A 14,281-nucleotide genomic window follows, 5' to 3' on the forward strand; every position below is an offset into this window, starting at 1 on the left:
CCCATCATCAGCGAGGAATTGCAATGACATTAGCCATTGTCGCCACCCGCGCAGGCGTAGGTTTAGACGCACCCGCGGTGCATGTTGAAGTGCATCTGGCTAATGGCTTGCCGGGCCTGACGTTAGTGGGCTTACCCGAAACCGCCGTCAAAGAGAGCCGTGAACGGGTGCGCAGTGCATTGGTCAATGCAGGCTTTGATTTCCCTAATACGCGACGAATCACGTTGAACCTCGCCCCCGCTGATCTTCCCAAAGAGGGTGGCCGCTTTGATCTACCTATTGCATTAGGCATTTTGGCCGCCTCTGGGCAAATTCCGGTGGAAGCATTGGAAGGTATGGAGTGTGCCGGTGAGTTGGCCCTAGATGGCAAACTGCGCGCCGTGCCGGGAATACTGCCCTTTGCACTGGCTACGCGGCGGGCGAAAAAAGCGCTGATTATTCCCCGCGACTGCGCCGATGAAGCGGCCCTGGCAGGCGACTTACCGGTGCTGCCTGCCGACACGCTCTGGCAAGTCGTGGCGCACTTACTCGACCAAGAGAAGATTCCCCCGCACAAGCTCAGCGCCTCGGTGAAAACCACCGCCCCGGTGGATGACCTCGCCGATGTGCGCGGCCAGCAGCAGGCGCGGCGGGCGCTCGAAGTCGCCGCTGCTGGGGGTCATAATCTCATATTCGCAGGCCCGCCAGGCACCGGCAAAACCATGTTGGCCAGTCGCCTGCCGGGCATTCTGCCGCCGCTTTCCGAAGAGGATGCCCTGGAAGTCGCCGCCGTGCGCTCGGTCTGCGGCCTGCCACTGGAAGCTGACTGGGGCAAAAGGCCGTTTCGCCAACCCCATCACAGTGCCAGCGCTGCAGCACTAGTCGGCGGCGGCTCGAAACCCAAACCCGGCGAGATTTCACTCGCCCACCACGGCGTGCTGTTTTTAGACGAACTCCCCGAGTTTTCCCGCAACGTATTAGAAGTACTTCGGCAGCCACTGGAAACAGGTACGATTCATTTAGCCCGCGCCAGCCATGAACGCCGTTATCCAGCTCGTTTTCAATTGGTAGCCGCCATGAATCCTTGCCCCTGCGGCCACTTAGGCGACCCGCGCCAGCGTTGCCAGTGTACCGCCAGCCAAATTCATCGTTATCAAGCACGTCTTTCCGGGCCGCTGCTGGATCGCATCGACCTCCAAGTGGAAGTGCCCGCGCTGCCACCTGAACAACTTACTGCGCAGACCCAAGGTGAATCATCAGAAGCGGTGCGTGGGCGGGTAATCGCGGCGCGGGAGCGCCAAATGGCGCGCGGCGCGCTTAACAGTCAGTTAAGCGGCAAAGCCCTGGAAGCCGCCTGCGACCTGAATGATGAAGAACGCGCCTGGCTTGCAGGCGTGCTCGAAAAGCTCAAGCTTTCCGCCCGCGCCTACCACCGCGTTTTGCGGGTGGCGCTTACGCTAGCCGACCTGCAGGGTGAACCCAAACCCACTCAACCGCACTTTATTGAAGCGATTGGCTACCGGCAGTTGGATCGGATGCTGAAGGGAGCTTAGCGAAAAGCGGCACTAGGCCTGATTTTCGCTTAACTGGTCTACAAACCCATCCAGCGCTTCAAAAAGCACCTCCCGGATGGAATCGGCTTCATTGACCAGATGATGACGCGCTTCCGGGTGGCGATGAATCTCGGCATTGGGAAACTTCTTCGCCAGAATCGCTAAATTCCACTCCCAATCAACGGTCAAATCCTGCTCGCCCTGCAAAATCAACGTCGGTAACTGGCTTGGCTCCTGCGCCAGTAGCCGGGGCATCCAACGACGCATAGCGCTCACCCAGGCAACGCTCAAGCGCTCGGGCTGCAGAGGGTCTCCCTCGCGTAGAAATTCGGTGAACTGTTCGTCGGTAGAGTTGGGCCGATATTTACGCGGCAGCTCTTTTACAAAGGGGCTGGCAATCAAGTGCAGCCAGCTTGTTTGGCTCCATCCCCAAGGCCGCACCAGCGGCGCCAGAAGCACCAAGCCTGACCAGCCCGAATCCTCTCGGCGGGTGAGCGCATCGGTAGCTAGAATTGCCCCGCCGGTACTCTGCCCCACCCCCAGCCACGGGGCCGGCGCCATTCCCTGGCTCTTGAGGATGGTCTGCAGGTGGGTCAGACAGTGCTGATAATCATCGAAATCCTCTATTTCCGCGCGCGCACCACTGGAAAGGCCATGGCCCGGAAGGTCCCACAGCACCACCCGCCAGCCCTTGGCCAGCAAACGCTTGAGCAGATGGCGATAAAGGCCCATATGGTCAAAATAACCGTGCACCACGAAAGCGGTGCCTACCGGCTGCGGCGGGCTCCACACTTGGCACCACAGCGCAAAGCGTCCAGTATCAATAAAGCCTGCGTGTACTTCACTGGTATCCAGTAGCAGGACTTCCAGACCATAGTGCTGAAAATAGTCCTGCATGGCGTCGGTCAATATTTCCCCTGGCAGCAGACGGCTAAGGGCGGTCTCGCCCGAAGCATGGCGAAACAAGCCTTCCAGATGTTGGAAATCACGCATCGTTGTTTCTCCATATCGCCATTTTACGTTGGCCTAGACGCGGCAGGCGAGTCGCGCTATCAACTTCTAATGGCTAGTCATTTGGTCGCGCATTTTACCGCTTTAGGGTCTACGCTGTTTACATGCCCGAGCAAATGTGGAATTATTTTCCATAAATACATTTTACTCTGCCCACGGCAAACCATGTTTTAAGAACCCATGTTATAAAAAAACATGTTCTAAAAAACAGAGTGCCCACGGGCATCCTCACAGGAGATACCCCATGAGTGAGCGTATCACGCGCCACCGTTTACAGGTGGCAGCCAATTTAGATCGTTTTATTAATGAGCAGGCGCTACCGGGAACAGGCGTTGATGAAAATGCCTTTTGGGCCGGTGTGGATGCCCTGTTTCATGATCTGACCCCTAAAAACCGTCAATTGCTGGAAGAGCGCGACACGCTACAAGAGAAGCTAGATGCGTGGCACCGGGAAAACCCCGGCCCAGTCACCGATATGCCTGCGTACCGCAGCTTCCTGAAAGAGACCGGCTACTTGGTGGAAACCCCCGCTAACGTCAAAGCGACAACGACGAATGTTGATCGTGAAGTAGCTGTTCAAGCAGGCCCGCAGCTGGTAGTGCCGGTAAGCAATGCGCGCTATGCGCTGAACGCTGCCAATGCGCGCTGGGGCAGCCTTTATGATGCCCTGTACGGCACCGACGCGATTTCAGAAGACGACGGCGCCGAGAAAGGCACCAGCTTCAACCCGAAACGCGGCGCCAAGGTGATTGCCTACGCCCGCGGCGTGCTGGATCGCGCGGCACCGTTGGCCACTGGTTCACACCGTGACGCGGTGAAATACGCTATCCGTGATGAGCATTTGGTCGTCACCCTGGAAGGTGGCCGTGAAACCGGCTTGAAGGATTCCGGCAAGCTGATCGGTTTCACTGGCGAAGGAGCCAAACCCGACGCGATTCTGCTGGGTAACAATGGTCTGCACCTGGAAATCCAGATCGACGCCAGCGATTCCATCGGTAAAACCGACCCAGCAGGCGTGAAGGATGTTGTCGTCGAAGCTGCCCTGACCACGATCATGGATTGTGAAGACTCCGTTGCTGCGGTGGATTCAGAAGACAAGGTCGGCGTTTACAGCAACTGGCTCGGCCTGATGAAGGGCGACCTGGAAGAGAAGATCGAGAAAGGTGACAAGACGTTTACGCGTAAGCTGAACGCCGACCGCACCTGGCAAACCAGCGATGGCGGCAGTGTAACGCTACCCGGTCGTTCGCTGATGTTCGTGCGTAATGTGGGTCACTTGATGACCACACCAGCGATTCTGGATGAAAATGGCAACGAGCTGCCGGAAGGTATCCTGGATGCGGTGGTTACCTCGCTACTCGCGCTGCACGACCTGAAAAAGGATGATAGCCAGCCGCGTAACTCGCGGACCGGCTCGGTCTATATCGTGAAGCCGAAAATGCACGGCCCTAAAGAAGTCGCCTTTGCCAATGAACTGTTTGGCCGCGTTGAAGACCTTCTGGGCATGGACCGTGACACCCTGAAAATGGGCATTATGGACGAGGAACGTCGTACCACCGTCAACCTCAAAGCGTGTATTGCCGAAGCCGCTTCCCGCGTTGCGTTCATCAATACCGGCTTCCTGGATCGCACCGGCGACGAAATGCATACCGCCATGGAAGCAGGCCCCATGGTACGCAAGGGCGACATGAAAGGCGCCAAATGGATAGCGGCCTACGAGAAGAGCAACGTGCAAGTCGGTCTTGCCTGTGGCCTACGCGGTCGTGCGCAAATCGGTAAAGGCATGTGGGCCATGCCGGACCTGATGCACAACATGCTGGAGCAGAAAATCGGCCACCCGAAAGCGGGCGCCAACACCGCCTGGGTACCTTCTCCCACGGCTGCCGCGCTACACGCGCTGCACTATCATCAGGTCAACGTCACCGACGTTCAGCGCGAGCTGGAAGCCCTGGGCGAGCCCGATTATCTCGATGACCTGCTCACCGTGCCGGTCGCGGAAAATCCCAACTGGTCGGATGAAGAGAAGCAACAGGAGCTGGATAACAACTGCCAGGGTATTCTGGGCTACGTGGTGCGCTGGGTAGAGCACGGTGTAGGCTGTTCGAAAGTACCGGACATTCATAACGTCGGCCTGATGGAAGACCGTGCGACGCTGCGTATCTCAAGCCAGCACATTGCCAACTGGCTGCACCATGGCATTGTCGATGCGCCGCGGGTGGAAGAAACCCTTAAGCGTATGGCCAAGGTAGTCGACGAGCAGAACGCAGGCGACCCGACCTACACCGCTATGAGTGCGGACTTTGAAGCCTCTACCGCGTTCAAAGCTGCCTCCGACCTGATCTTCAAAGGTCGCGTCCAGCCTTCTGGCTACACCGAGCCGCTACTCCACGAATGGCGCCAGGTGCACAAAGCTAAACGTGCATAAGGTTAAGTAAGCCCGCTAGCTTATCCATATAGCCCCAAGGCTCGCGCCTTGGGGCTTTTTATTTAGGCTGATTGACGTTAACGTTAAAGAAAACGTGAGGAATAATAACAATGACCGTGATGACTGCTGAGCAGATTGAGCACTTTCTGGATGAAGTCTTTCCCCAGCGAATGGGCAAGATAGAGAGCGTGGGCGAGATGCGCGCCACAATGCGCTTAGCGATTGATAATGAACATCTACGCCCTGGGCCGCGCGTTTCCGGACCTACGATGATGGGGTTTGCGGATGTGGCCATGTATGTCGCTATTTTGGCCCAGATTGGCCCTGAATCGATGGCGGTCACCAGCGATTTTAACTGCCACTTTCTGCGCGCGGCTTCCGGTGACCACGACATTATCGCCCACGCCAAGCTGATCAAACTCGGCCGCCGCCTAGCGGTGGGCGAAGTACAGATTTTTTCAGCCAGCGATGACACACGCCCCGTAGTGCATGTCACCGCCAGCTATGCACTGCCTGACACCCTACCCAACAACGCTTAATGCAACCGCTGATTAAGGCGCCAGGGTCATAAACGGGGTATCTTCCTGGTCGGTAAACGCATACACATTGTAAGGGGCCTCTTGCGGCCCCGGCATGCCCGGCGTACCAATGGGCATACCGGCCAAGCCAATGCCGTCGATATCAGGTTGCGTTTCAAACAGTGCCTGCACCGCGTCCATCGGCACATGGCCCTCAATCCAGTACTCACCTATTTCGATGGTATGGCACGATCCTAAACCATAGGGAACACCCGCCTGCTGTTTGATATCACTCAGTTCAGCGTCATCCACGATAGTGACATCAATACCCAGCTCTTCAAGATGGCGTGCATAAGCATCGCAGCAGCCGCACTGAGGGTTTTTGTACAAGGTCGCCTCGGCGGGCAGTGCCGCGTGCGCCGAGGTCGCCCCGAGAATTAGAGCACTAGATAGGAATATTGAGGTGGTTAAGCGGCTCATAAATACCCTCCTGATTAAGAGCGAATAAAAAACGTTGGTAAGCGACGCAACATCCAATTGAAAGCTTACAACCTGTGTGTCGCCCCAAGGTCAAGCTAGCTCAACGCTCAGTGTTAGGGAGTTGATCGATCATGTGATCCAGCGTCATCGGGTACTCACGTATCCGGACACCGGTGGCATTGTAGATCGCGTTGCCAATCGCAGCCGCTACGCCGCAAATACCCAGCTCACCCACCCCTTTTGCTTTTAGGGGCGATGAAGCAGCATCGGTGGTCTCTAAAAAGATGACCTCCTGCTCGGGAATATCCGCATGTACCGCCACTTCGTAGCCTGCTAGGTCGTGGTTGACGAAGAAGCCGCGCCCGGTATCCACGCTCATGCCCTCGGTCAAGGCAGCGCCTACGCCCATGGTCATGCCGCCAATTACCTGGCTGCGCGCCGTGATGGGATTGAGGATGCGCCCTGCATCGCACACGGCCAGCATACGCCGCACGCGAGTTTCCCCGGTGTAGGCATTCACGGCCACCTCGATAAAGTGCGCGCCGAAGGTGCCGATCTCCAGCTCATCCTTGAAGTCGCCAAAGTTGATCGAATCCTCAGCCACTATCTCTTCGCCATCGGCTATGTCGGCCAGCGCCAGATCTTTCTGTCCGGAAACCACGCGGCCATTTTCAAAGCGCGCCTCGTCAACGTTTAGGCGCTTGGCGATCTGCTCTTGAAGCGCCACACAGGCAGCATATACGCCAGCGGTGGCGCTAGTCGCACCAAACTGCCCGCCTGAGCCGGAGGAGGTTGGATAGGCGCTATTGCCAAGGCGCACTTCTACATCCTGCATCTCCATGCCCATGGTTTCTGCCGCCGTTTGGGTCAGGATGGTGTAGGAGCCGGTACCGATATCGGTCATATCGGTTTCCACAATCAGCCGCCCTTTCTGCAAGCGCACCCGCGCGCCCGAGGTCATGGTGGGCGCACCGCGATAGGCACCAGCCATGCCGTGGCCAATCAGCCACTGGCCTTCGCGCCGACCGCCCGGTTGAAGGTTACGCTCAGCCCAGCCGAAGGCATCGGCGCCCTTACGCAGGCACTCCACAAAGTGGCGATCGCTGAAGGGTTTCGATGGCTCCTCGGGATTGACCTGGGTGTCGTTGAGAATCCTGAACGCCACGGGGTCCATGCCGAGCTTCTCCGCCATCTCGTCCATGGCGATCTCCAGCACCGCCAGCCCCGAGGCTTCGCCGGGCGCACGCATGTCCGCCGATTCGGGCAGCCCCATATCGATAGGATGGTGCGCCACACGACGGTTTTCGCCCGCATAGAAGCAGCGGGTCTGGTTGACCGCGTCTTCACCGCTGCCGCCGGGCAGCGTATGGGAAACGGCAGCATGGTCGAAAGCGGTAATCTTGCCATCTGACCCGGCCGCGATGCGCAGACGCTGAATAGTGCCGGAACGATGCGTGGCGTTATTGAAGATCATTGGGCGCGGCAGAGCCACCTTGACCGGCCGCCCGGTCTCGCGCGAGCCAAGCGCCGCCAGCACCGCATCGGCGCGTAGCCACAGCTTGCCGCCAAAGCCACCGCCCACGTAAGGGCTTTCCAGGCGGATTCTGTCAGCATCAATATCAAAGGTGGTGGCGAGCGCCTGGCGCGTCCACTCGATCATCTGGTTCGAGGTCCATACCGTCATCTGCTCACCATCGGACCAGTCAACAATCGAGGCGTGAGGCTCCATCATGGCGTGGCTTTGCGAGGCGGTGCGGTAGGTTTCATCCAGCGTGACCGGCGCGGCGGCAAACGCCGCATCCACATCGCCGACGTTTGCCACCGGCTCGCCGGTGCTCTGAAGGCGCGTCCAGGCATCTTCAAGATCAAACACGCCCTTCGCCTCTTCGTAGCGCACCTCGATCAATGACGCCGCACCACGCGCCTGCTCCAAGGTATCGGCAACCACCACCGCGATGGCCTGATGGTAGTGCTCAACGGTGGCGCCGCCGAACAGGTGGGCCACGTTGCTGTCTGCACGCGCCAGGGGCTCAAGCTCCAGTGTGGTAATAACGGCCGCCACGCCGGGGGCAGCGCGGGCAGCCGAGGCGTCCATATGAGTGATTTTCCCTCGGGCAATCGTTGCGCACACGGGGTAACCCACCAGTTGGTTGGCTGCCACGTCATGCCGCTCGTAAGCGTAGGGCGCGCGGCCGGTTACCTTGAGCAGACCGTCGATCCGCGCGTGGGGCTTGCCGATAACGCGGGCATGATCGAACAGGTTATCTTCCGTTGATTGATTAAAATCCATGGGTCACTCCTGAGCCAGCAGCGCGGCGAGCGTTCGCTCTGCTAAGGTAAGCTTGTAGGCGTTCTCTTGCGTTGGGCGGGCGCCGTCCAGTAAACGGGCCATGACAGCGGATGCGCCCTGCGGTAACGCCGCGTCGGCGTCATCACGGCGCCAGGGCTTGGGAGCTACACCGCCCAGGGCAACGCGCCCCGTTCCATCGGGGGCTTGAATCAGCGCAACGGACACCAGCGCAAAGGCGTAGGAGGCCCGGTCGCGCACTTTGTAGTAGGCGTGGCGGCCCTCAACGGGGGGCGGCAGCAGTACGGCGGTGATCATTTCGCCTGTTTGCAGCGCTGTCTCCACCTCCGGCGTATCGCCAGGCAGTTGATAGAACTCATCCAGCGTCAGGCGGCGTGTTTCACCGGTTGACGTCACTGTTTCCACTTCGGCATCCAGCACGCGCAGGGCAACGGCCATATCAGAGGGGTGCGTGGCAATACACGCATCGGACGTGCCGATAATGCCCAGCTGACGCGTGGTGGCTCCTTCGCTTAACGCTGCGCAGCCCGCCCCAGGCGAGCGCTTATTGCAGGGCATGCCAGTGTCATAAAAGTAGCCACAGCGCGTGCGCTGGAGCAGGTTGCCGCCGGTGGTCGCTTTGTTACGCAGCTGGCCGGAGGCACCCGACACCAGCGCCCGACTCAATACCGCGTAGTCCTTACGAATCCGGGTATCCGCCGAGAGCGCGGCGTTGCTAACCAGCGCGCCAATGCGCAGCCCGCCCTCATCCGTTGGTGTAATATCGTCAAGACCCGTGCCCCCTACGTCGATCAGGTGCTTGGGAATTTCGATCTCATGCTTCATCAAATCCAGCAGGTTAGTGCCGCCCGCAATAAACTTGGCGCCCGGCACTTCCGCCGCACGGGCTGCCGCCTGGGCTGGGTCGCTGACGCGTTCATAGGAAAAGGCTTTCATGAGCGCGCCTCCGCAACCTGGTTGATGGCCTTGAGAATGTTGGCGTAGGCGCCGCAGCGGCAAAGATTGCCTGACATCCGCTCGCGAATTTCCGCATCGCTGATCTCAATAGGCGCATTCAAATCTTTGGTAACATGGCTTGGCAGCCCCGCTTGAATCTCTTCAAGCACCGCCTTGGCCGAGCAGATCTGCCCCGGCGTGCAGTAGCCGCACTGAAAAGCGTCATGATCGACAAAGGCTTGCTGCATGGGATCAAGATGGTCGACCTCAGCCGCCCCTTCGATGGTCGAAATATCATCATCTTCATGCATGACCGCAAGGGACAAGCAGGCGTTGATGCGTTCGCCGTTCACCAACACCGTGCAGGCGCCACACTGGCCGTGGTCACAGCCTTTCTTGGTGCCCGTAAGCTTTAGATGCTCACGCAGGGCATCCAGCAGCGTTGTGCGGTTATCCAGGGTTAACGTATGCCGTTCACCATTGACGGTTAGTGAAAAGGTGCTGCTATCGGGGTTCACGGTCTTGGGGTGTCTTTCGACGTTATTAGAGGGGTTCATTGCTATATGCCTTCCTTGCGCGTTGCTTTCGCTTATTTAGTGCCATAAGGCCTTTAGCATAGACACGATTACGCCAGGCAGCCCAACTCTGTGTCCAAACCTTGTAAAACTAAACCTCTAACGGCGTCAGTTGCGCTACGCTATGACACGTCTATCCACGCAAGACAGGCCATGGATGCCGCTTGCTCACTATTGGAAACGTTTGAAATGCAGCATTTGGACTTGCAGGTTATCGATCAAGCGCTTACCTGGTCCCAGGAGGGTGAAACGGTCTGGCTGTGCACCGTGCTCGCCACGTTTGGCTCATCGCCCCGCGCCCCCGGCGCCTGGATGGCGGTGACCAGGGACGGCAGGCACCTGGGGTCGCTCTCCGGCGGCTGTGTGGAAGATGATTTCATCAAGCGCCTGGCCGAAGGGCAGTTTGAAACACCGGCGACCATTATACGCTACGGCGATGCAGAGGACGCTCAGGGCGGACATATCGCGCTGCCCTGCGGCGGCATTCTAGAGGTACTGGTTGAGCGCCTGCCGGCCACACCGGATATACGGGAGCACCTTGGCACGCTGAAAGCGACGCTTGAAGGCCACCGCCAGTTGATGCGCCATGTCGATATTCACGCTGGCACCCGACACTTTACCGACGACACCACACTGGGGCCGCGGGTGGTCTGGCCCAGTGAAGAGGGTGCGCCGAACCGGGTAACAATGCGGCTCGCGCCCGCACGGCGGCTGATCATTGCTGGCATTTCGCCCGTTTCCAGCGCCTGTGCCTCATTTGCCGCCACGTTAGGGTTTGAGGTCATTGTCTGCGACCCCGACGAAGCCGCCTGTCAGGCGTTTGATGTTCCAGGGGTAACAGTCATAGCGCAACTGCCTTCCCAGTACATTGCCGCCAACGGCTGCCACGGCGCCACGGCCATTGTGGCGCTCACCCATGATCCACGTATAGATGACCTGGCGATGATGGAAGCGGTGCGCACACCTGCGTTTTATATCGGCGTGATGGGCTCAAAGCGCACCTCTACTGCGCGCGCTGAGCGGCTGATTCGCTCAGGAGGGCTGACCGAAGAGCAAGTCGAGCGATTGCATATGCCGATTGGTCTAGCGCTAGGCAGCATGACCCCGGCGGAAATTGCCCTCGCTATCATGGCGGATATCGTCCGGGTCCAATACGGAAAAGCTACCAATGAGCTCTAGCAATGTCGTCGCCCTGGTGATGGCGGCTGGCTACTCGCGCCGATTTGGTGAGGATGACAAGCGCTGCGCGACCTTAACCGACGGACGCTCGCTGTTGGCAGCCTCTGTCGCGAATGCCGAGCAAGCCTTTCCTATACTGCGCGTGGCAATCCGCGAAGAGGATGATGCGGCCTCGCTCGGCCTTACAGAAAGCACGTCGTTGATTCGACTCCATCAGGCGCACCTTGGGTTGGGGGCAAGCCTCGCCGAGGCGGTGGCCGCGCTTAGCCACGACGCCCGCCTGAATAGCGTCGAGGCAGTCGCGATTTTATTGGGCGATATGCCCTGGATTCAGCAGGAGACGCTGCTGTCGTTACAGCGGCTAGCCACTCGCGACACTATCGTGCGGCCCTGCCATGAAGGCAAGCCGGGGCATCCGGTTATATTTGGGCGTACGCTTTGGCCCGCGTTTACAACGCTAAACGGCCATACGGGGGCCAAAGAGATTATTCGCAACAACGCCGCATACTACCGTGAGTATCACGTGCAGGATGCGGGCACGATGATGGATATCGACGTGCCCGCTCACTTAGCGTCATCAAAACACGCTACCCCTGACGGAGCGTAATGCGGGTTAGCTCTGAGGGCTTGCCGAGGCGTAAAGCAAACCCTGGCCATAAGCCTGTACCGTTATTGACGTAAAGCGTCATGTCTTGAATATTATAAACGCCTGAAACGAAACCATTGTTAGCGCTGGCAACCAGTCGATCGAAGCCTAGTATCATCCCACCATGAGTATGTCCGGAGAGCTGCAGATCTACACCAGCCGTGGCCGCAGCCACCGCATTGCGGGGCTGATGATCCAGCATAATAATCGGCGAGTCGCTCGGTGCCTCTGCTATCGCCTCCTCGACATTCGGCGCAGCAAAAGCATGCCTGGCGGCCGTAAAATCCGTCACTCCCGCAAGGACCAAGTTCGCCCCCTCGTTGTCGATCACAACATGTTGATTTGCCAATACCTGCATGCCGAGCGACTGGTAATACTCCATCCACTGCGGGTAACCAAAATAGTACTCATGATTACCCGGAATGGTATAGACACCGTCGGGCGCTGAAAGCGCTTGTAAAGGCGCCACATCTGCGCGACGCAAATCCAGGTCGCCATCGATCAGGTCGCCGGTGATGACGATTAAATTTGGCTCCAGCGCATTGGCCTGCGACACCACCGCTTCAACCCACGGGGCTTCAAACAGTCGGCTAATATGCAGATCGGTTAACTGCACAATTTCGTAGCCTTCAAACTGAGAGGGCAACCCTTGAATGGTAACCTCGATATCCTTCACCAGCGGCACCCGCGCTGCTTGGCTGACGGCGAAAGCAGCCACGCCTAACGCCAATGCCCCCATGCTGTAACGCAATGAAGAAGGAATGGCGACACGCCTTCTTTTTACCGCCATCAGCATCAGCGCTATCGCATCAACCACTAGCTGAAACACTGCTAGAAACAGCATCGTGCCGAAAATCCAATTGACGATCAGTACGATGGCTCTTGGCACCTCGGGAGAGAACATGGAGCCAAACGCCATCAAGGTAAGCCAATGATGCTGAGCTACCAGTAACAGCGCAACGCTGAGCAGACCTTTAAACCAGAGCGGCCATTTGAGTGGCACTAAATAGCGAAGAATAACAATCAGGCAGGGTATGGCGACGACAAAATGAAACATAGAGATGCTCATGAAAAGGAAGAAGCGCGGCGCATAGCCACGCGAATATTTGGCCTACAAAGGTGCTTACTGCTTGGCCATCAGTGCGACGACCGCCAGCGCCAGCCACCCGGCCATTAATAAAACGCCGCCAATAGGCGTCACAATGCCGAGGCTTAGCCCAGCCAAGGCCATTAAGTAGAGTGAGCCTGAAAAACTCACCACCCCCAGCGACCACAGCGCCAGCACCCAGCGCTGCCCCGCCAGCGGATGCACTCGGCGCCACACCAGTACGATCATCATGGCTAGGGTGTGCCACGCCTGGTAACGCACGCCGGTTTCGACGGCACTCACCATGACCTCGGTCGTGCGCGCCGCCAAGCCGTGTGCCGCATAGGCACCCAGCATCACCAGCATGGCGCCTGAAATCGCCGCTATACACCACCACACTTTATCTGTTTGTTGCACACTGCTCTCCTGTCTCACTTTCATGCTCCCAACTTCGCTTCGCCCACCGCGCTGATTATACCCACGGCGTACCTTGCGCGCCGCTAAACCGCTACAATAGAGAATGAACTGCCATGACGAATGAGACGCGCCCTATTATGTCTATACAGATACGTCTAAACGGTGAACCGCATACACTGGCCACCGGCCTAACCGCCGCCGACCTAGTGGAACAGCTGGGTCTTAGTGGCCGTCGTATAGCCGTGGAAATTAACGAAGAGATTGTCCCCCGCAGCCAACACGCCGACACCCACTTGGCCGATGGCGACCACGTGGAAGTGGTTCACGCGATTGGCGGTGGCTAAAGGAAATACTATGACGCAATTAACGCATGAACCGCTCACTGATACGCCGCTAACCATTGCCGGACACGATTTTCGTTCGCGCCTGCTGGTGGGCACTGGCAAATACAAAGACTTTACCGAAACCGGCGCTGCCATTGCCCAGAGCGGTGCCGAGATCGTGACGTTTGCCGTACGCCGCACCAACTTGGGCCAGGACGCCGAGGCGCCCAATCTGCTAGATGTTATCTCGCCCGAGCGCTACACCCTGCTGCCCAATACCGCTGGTTGCTACAACGCGAAAGATGCCGTGCGCACCTGCCGTTTGGCCCGCGAGCTGCTTGATGGCCACAACCTGGTCAAACTGGAAGTGCTCGGCGATGACCACACGCTCTACCCCAACGTGGTAGAGACCCTGAAAGCCGCTGAAACGCTGCTTGCCGACGGTTTCGACGTGATGGTTTACACCAGCGATGACCCTATTGTGGCACGCGAACTCGAAGCCATGGGCTGCTGCGCCATCATGCCACTGGGCTCGCTGATTGGCTCTGGCCACGGCATTCAAAACCCGCACAACGTGCGCTTGATTGTTGAGCAGAGCAACGTTCCGGTGCTGGTGGATGCGGGCATTGGCACGGCGTCGGATGCCGCCATGGCGATGGAGCTCGGCTGTGACGGCGTACTGTTGAACAGTGCCATTGCCCATGCTCGCGACCCGCTACGCATGGCCAACGCCATGAAACTAGCCGTGGAAGCCGGCCGCGACGCGTTTTTAGCTGGCCGTATGCCGCGCCGCCAGTCCGCCGATCCCTCTTCTCCTTTCGCCGGCCGTATTAACGGCTGATAC

Annotated in this window: 14 protein-coding genes; 7 read left to right on the forward strand and 7 right to left on the reverse strand. The window is 58.4% G+C overall.

The features are described from left to right. The first annotated feature begins 23 nt into the window (after window positions 1-23). Complete coding sequence (locus CXF87_RS12980; RefSeq protein WP_101146872.1) at window positions 24-1,532, forward strand: YifB family Mg chelatase-like AAA ATPase; 1,509 nt, start codon at window positions 24-26, stop codon at window positions 1,530-1,532. A gap of 12 nt (window positions 1,533-1,544) precedes the next feature. Here the strand turns inward: CXF87_RS12980 and CXF87_RS12985 are convergent, their stop codons facing one another. Beyond that, a complete protein-coding gene (locus tag CXF87_RS12985; RefSeq protein WP_101146873.1) occupies window positions 1,545-2,525 on the reverse strand; it encodes an alpha/beta hydrolase in 981 nt (326 codons plus the stop codon). A gap of 262 nt (window positions 2,526-2,787) precedes the next feature. On the opposite strand from CXF87_RS12985, the gene CXF87_RS12990 reads away from it, so the two are divergent. Continuing rightward, entirely contained in the window at window positions 2,788-4,968 is a 2,181-nt protein-coding gene (locus CXF87_RS12990; RefSeq protein ID WP_101146874.1) for a malate synthase G, read from the forward strand. A gap of 110 nt (window positions 4,969-5,078) precedes the next feature. Beyond that, window positions 5,079-5,507: a PaaI family thioesterase gene (locus CXF87_RS12995; protein ID WP_101146875.1), complete on the forward strand. Its 429-nt coding sequence runs from the start codon at window positions 5,079-5,081 to the stop codon at window positions 5,505-5,507. A gap of 12 nt (window positions 5,508-5,519) precedes the next feature. Here CXF87_RS12995 and CXF87_RS13000 read toward each other — a convergent pair whose 3' ends face one another. The 4 genes from CXF87_RS13000 to CXF87_RS13015 all read right to left on the reverse strand — a co-directional run bounded on the left by CXF87_RS13000 (window position 5,520) and on the right by CXF87_RS13015 (window position 9,767). Continuing rightward, window positions 5,520-5,966: a DUF411 domain-containing protein gene (locus tag CXF87_RS13000; protein WP_101146876.1), complete on the reverse strand. Its 447-nt coding sequence runs from the start codon at window positions 5,964-5,966 to the stop codon at window positions 5,520-5,522. A gap of 100 nt (window positions 5,967-6,066) precedes the next feature. Further along, window positions 6,067-8,256: an aldehyde oxidoreductase molybdenum-binding subunit PaoC gene (gene paoC / locus CXF87_RS13005; protein ID WP_101146877.1), complete on the reverse strand. Its 2,190-nt coding sequence runs from the start codon at window positions 8,254-8,256 to the stop codon at window positions 6,067-6,069. 3 nt (window positions 8,257-8,259) lie between these two features. Further along, entirely contained in the window at window positions 8,260-9,210 is a 951-nt protein-coding gene (locus tag CXF87_RS13010) for an FAD binding domain-containing protein (protein ID WP_101146878.1), read from the reverse strand. After that, entirely contained in the window at window positions 9,207-9,767 is a 561-nt protein-coding gene (locus CXF87_RS13015; protein ID WP_101146879.1) for a 2Fe-2S iron-sulfur cluster-binding protein, read from the reverse strand. The genes CXF87_RS13010 and CXF87_RS13015 overlap by 4 nt, the downstream gene beginning before the upstream one ends. A 171-nt stretch (window positions 9,768-9,938) precedes the next feature. On the opposite strand from CXF87_RS13015, the gene CXF87_RS13020 reads away from it, so the two are divergent. Continuing rightward, window positions 9,939-10,964 (forward strand): XdhC family protein, encoded by a 1,026-nt coding sequence (locus tag CXF87_RS13020; RefSeq protein ID WP_232774923.1) that lies wholly within the window; start codon window positions 9,939-9,941, stop codon window positions 10,962-10,964. Continuing rightward, window positions 10,954-11,571 (forward strand): nucleotidyltransferase family protein, encoded by a 618-nt coding sequence (locus CXF87_RS13025; protein WP_101146880.1) that lies wholly within the window; start codon window positions 10,954-10,956, stop codon window positions 11,569-11,571. The genes CXF87_RS13020 and CXF87_RS13025 overlap by 11 nt, the downstream gene beginning before the upstream one ends. Here the strand turns inward: CXF87_RS13025 and CXF87_RS13030 are convergent. Then, window positions 11,552-12,667 (reverse strand): metallophosphoesterase, encoded by a 1,116-nt coding sequence (locus CXF87_RS13030; RefSeq protein ID WP_101146881.1) that lies wholly within the window; start codon window positions 12,665-12,667, stop codon window positions 11,552-11,554. The genes CXF87_RS13025 and CXF87_RS13030 overlap by 20 nt on opposite strands. A 66-nt stretch (window positions 12,668-12,733) precedes the next feature. Then, on the reverse strand, window positions 12,734-13,114 hold the full coding sequence (locus CXF87_RS13035; protein ID WP_101146882.1) for a DUF423 domain-containing protein: 381 nt from the start codon (window positions 13,112-13,114) through the stop codon (window positions 12,734-12,736). 137 nt (window positions 13,115-13,251) lie between these two features. Here CXF87_RS13035 and thiS point away from each other — a divergent pair, with 137 nt between their 5' ends. Both thiS and CXF87_RS13045 read left to right on the forward strand, forming a co-directional pair. Continuing rightward, complete coding sequence (gene thiS / locus CXF87_RS13040) at window positions 13,252-13,458, forward strand: sulfur carrier protein ThiS (RefSeq protein WP_101146935.1); 207 nt, start codon at window positions 13,252-13,254, stop codon at window positions 13,456-13,458. Between the two features lie 10 nt (window positions 13,459-13,468). After that, on the forward strand, window positions 13,469-14,278 hold the full coding sequence (locus CXF87_RS13045) for a thiazole synthase (RefSeq protein WP_101146883.1): 810 nt from the start codon (window positions 13,469-13,471) through the stop codon (window positions 14,276-14,278). Window positions 14,279-14,281 lie beyond the last annotated feature (3 nt).

This window comes from Halomonas sp. MES3-P3E (assembly GCF_002836035.1).
In the GTDB taxonomy this organism is placed as follows: Bacteria; Pseudomonadota; Gammaproteobacteria; order Pseudomonadales; family Halomonadaceae; genus Vreelandella; species Vreelandella arctica.

What these genes read in the sequence shown, in the direction of transcription:
- CXF87_RS13025 (WP_101146880.1), top strand. Translation starts at nt 10,954, where the DNA reads ATGAGCTCTAGCAATGTCGTCGCCCTGGTGATGGCGGCTGGCTACTCG.
- CXF87_RS13020 (WP_232774923.1), top strand. Translation starts at nt 9,939, where the DNA reads ATGGATGCCGCTTGCTCACTATTGGAAACGTTTGAAATGCAGCATTTG.
- thiS (WP_101146935.1), top strand. Translation starts at nt 13,252, where the DNA reads ATGTCTATACAGATACGTCTAAACGGTGAACCGCATACACTGGCCACC.
- CXF87_RS12995 (WP_101146875.1), top strand. Translation starts at nt 5,079, where the DNA reads ATGACCGTGATGACTGCTGAGCAGATTGAGCACTTTCTGGATGAAGTC.
- CXF87_RS13045 (WP_101146883.1), top strand. Translation starts at nt 13,469, where the DNA reads ATGACGCAATTAACGCATGAACCGCTCACTGATACGCCGCTAACCATT.
- CXF87_RS12990 (WP_101146874.1), top strand. Translation starts at nt 2,788, where the DNA reads ATGAGTGAGCGTATCACGCGCCACCGTTTACAGGTGGCAGCCAATTTA.
- paoC (WP_101146877.1), bottom strand. Translation starts at nt 8,256, where the DNA reads ATGGATTTTAATCAATCAACGGAAGATAACCTGTTCGATCATGCCCGC.
- CXF87_RS13015 (WP_101146879.1), bottom strand. Translation starts at nt 9,767, where the DNA reads ATGAACCCCTCTAATAACGTCGAAAGACACCCCAAGACCGTGAACCCC.
- CXF87_RS12980 (WP_101146872.1), top strand. Translation starts at nt 24, where the DNA reads ATGACATTAGCCATTGTCGCCACCCGCGCAGGCGTAGGTTTAGACGCA.
- CXF87_RS13030 (WP_101146881.1), bottom strand. Translation starts at nt 12,667, where the DNA reads ATGTTTCATTTTGTCGTCGCCATACCCTGCCTGATTGTTATTCTTCGC.
- CXF87_RS13000 (WP_101146876.1), bottom strand. Translation starts at nt 5,966, where the DNA reads ATGAGCCGCTTAACCACCTCAATATTCCTATCTAGTGCTCTAATTCTC.
- CXF87_RS12985 (WP_101146873.1), bottom strand. Translation starts at nt 2,525, where the DNA reads ATGCGTGATTTCCAACATCTGGAAGGCTTGTTTCGCCATGCTTCGGGC.
- CXF87_RS13010 (WP_101146878.1), bottom strand. Translation starts at nt 9,210, where the DNA reads ATGAAAGCCTTTTCCTATGAACGCGTCAGCGACCCAGCCCAGGCGGCA.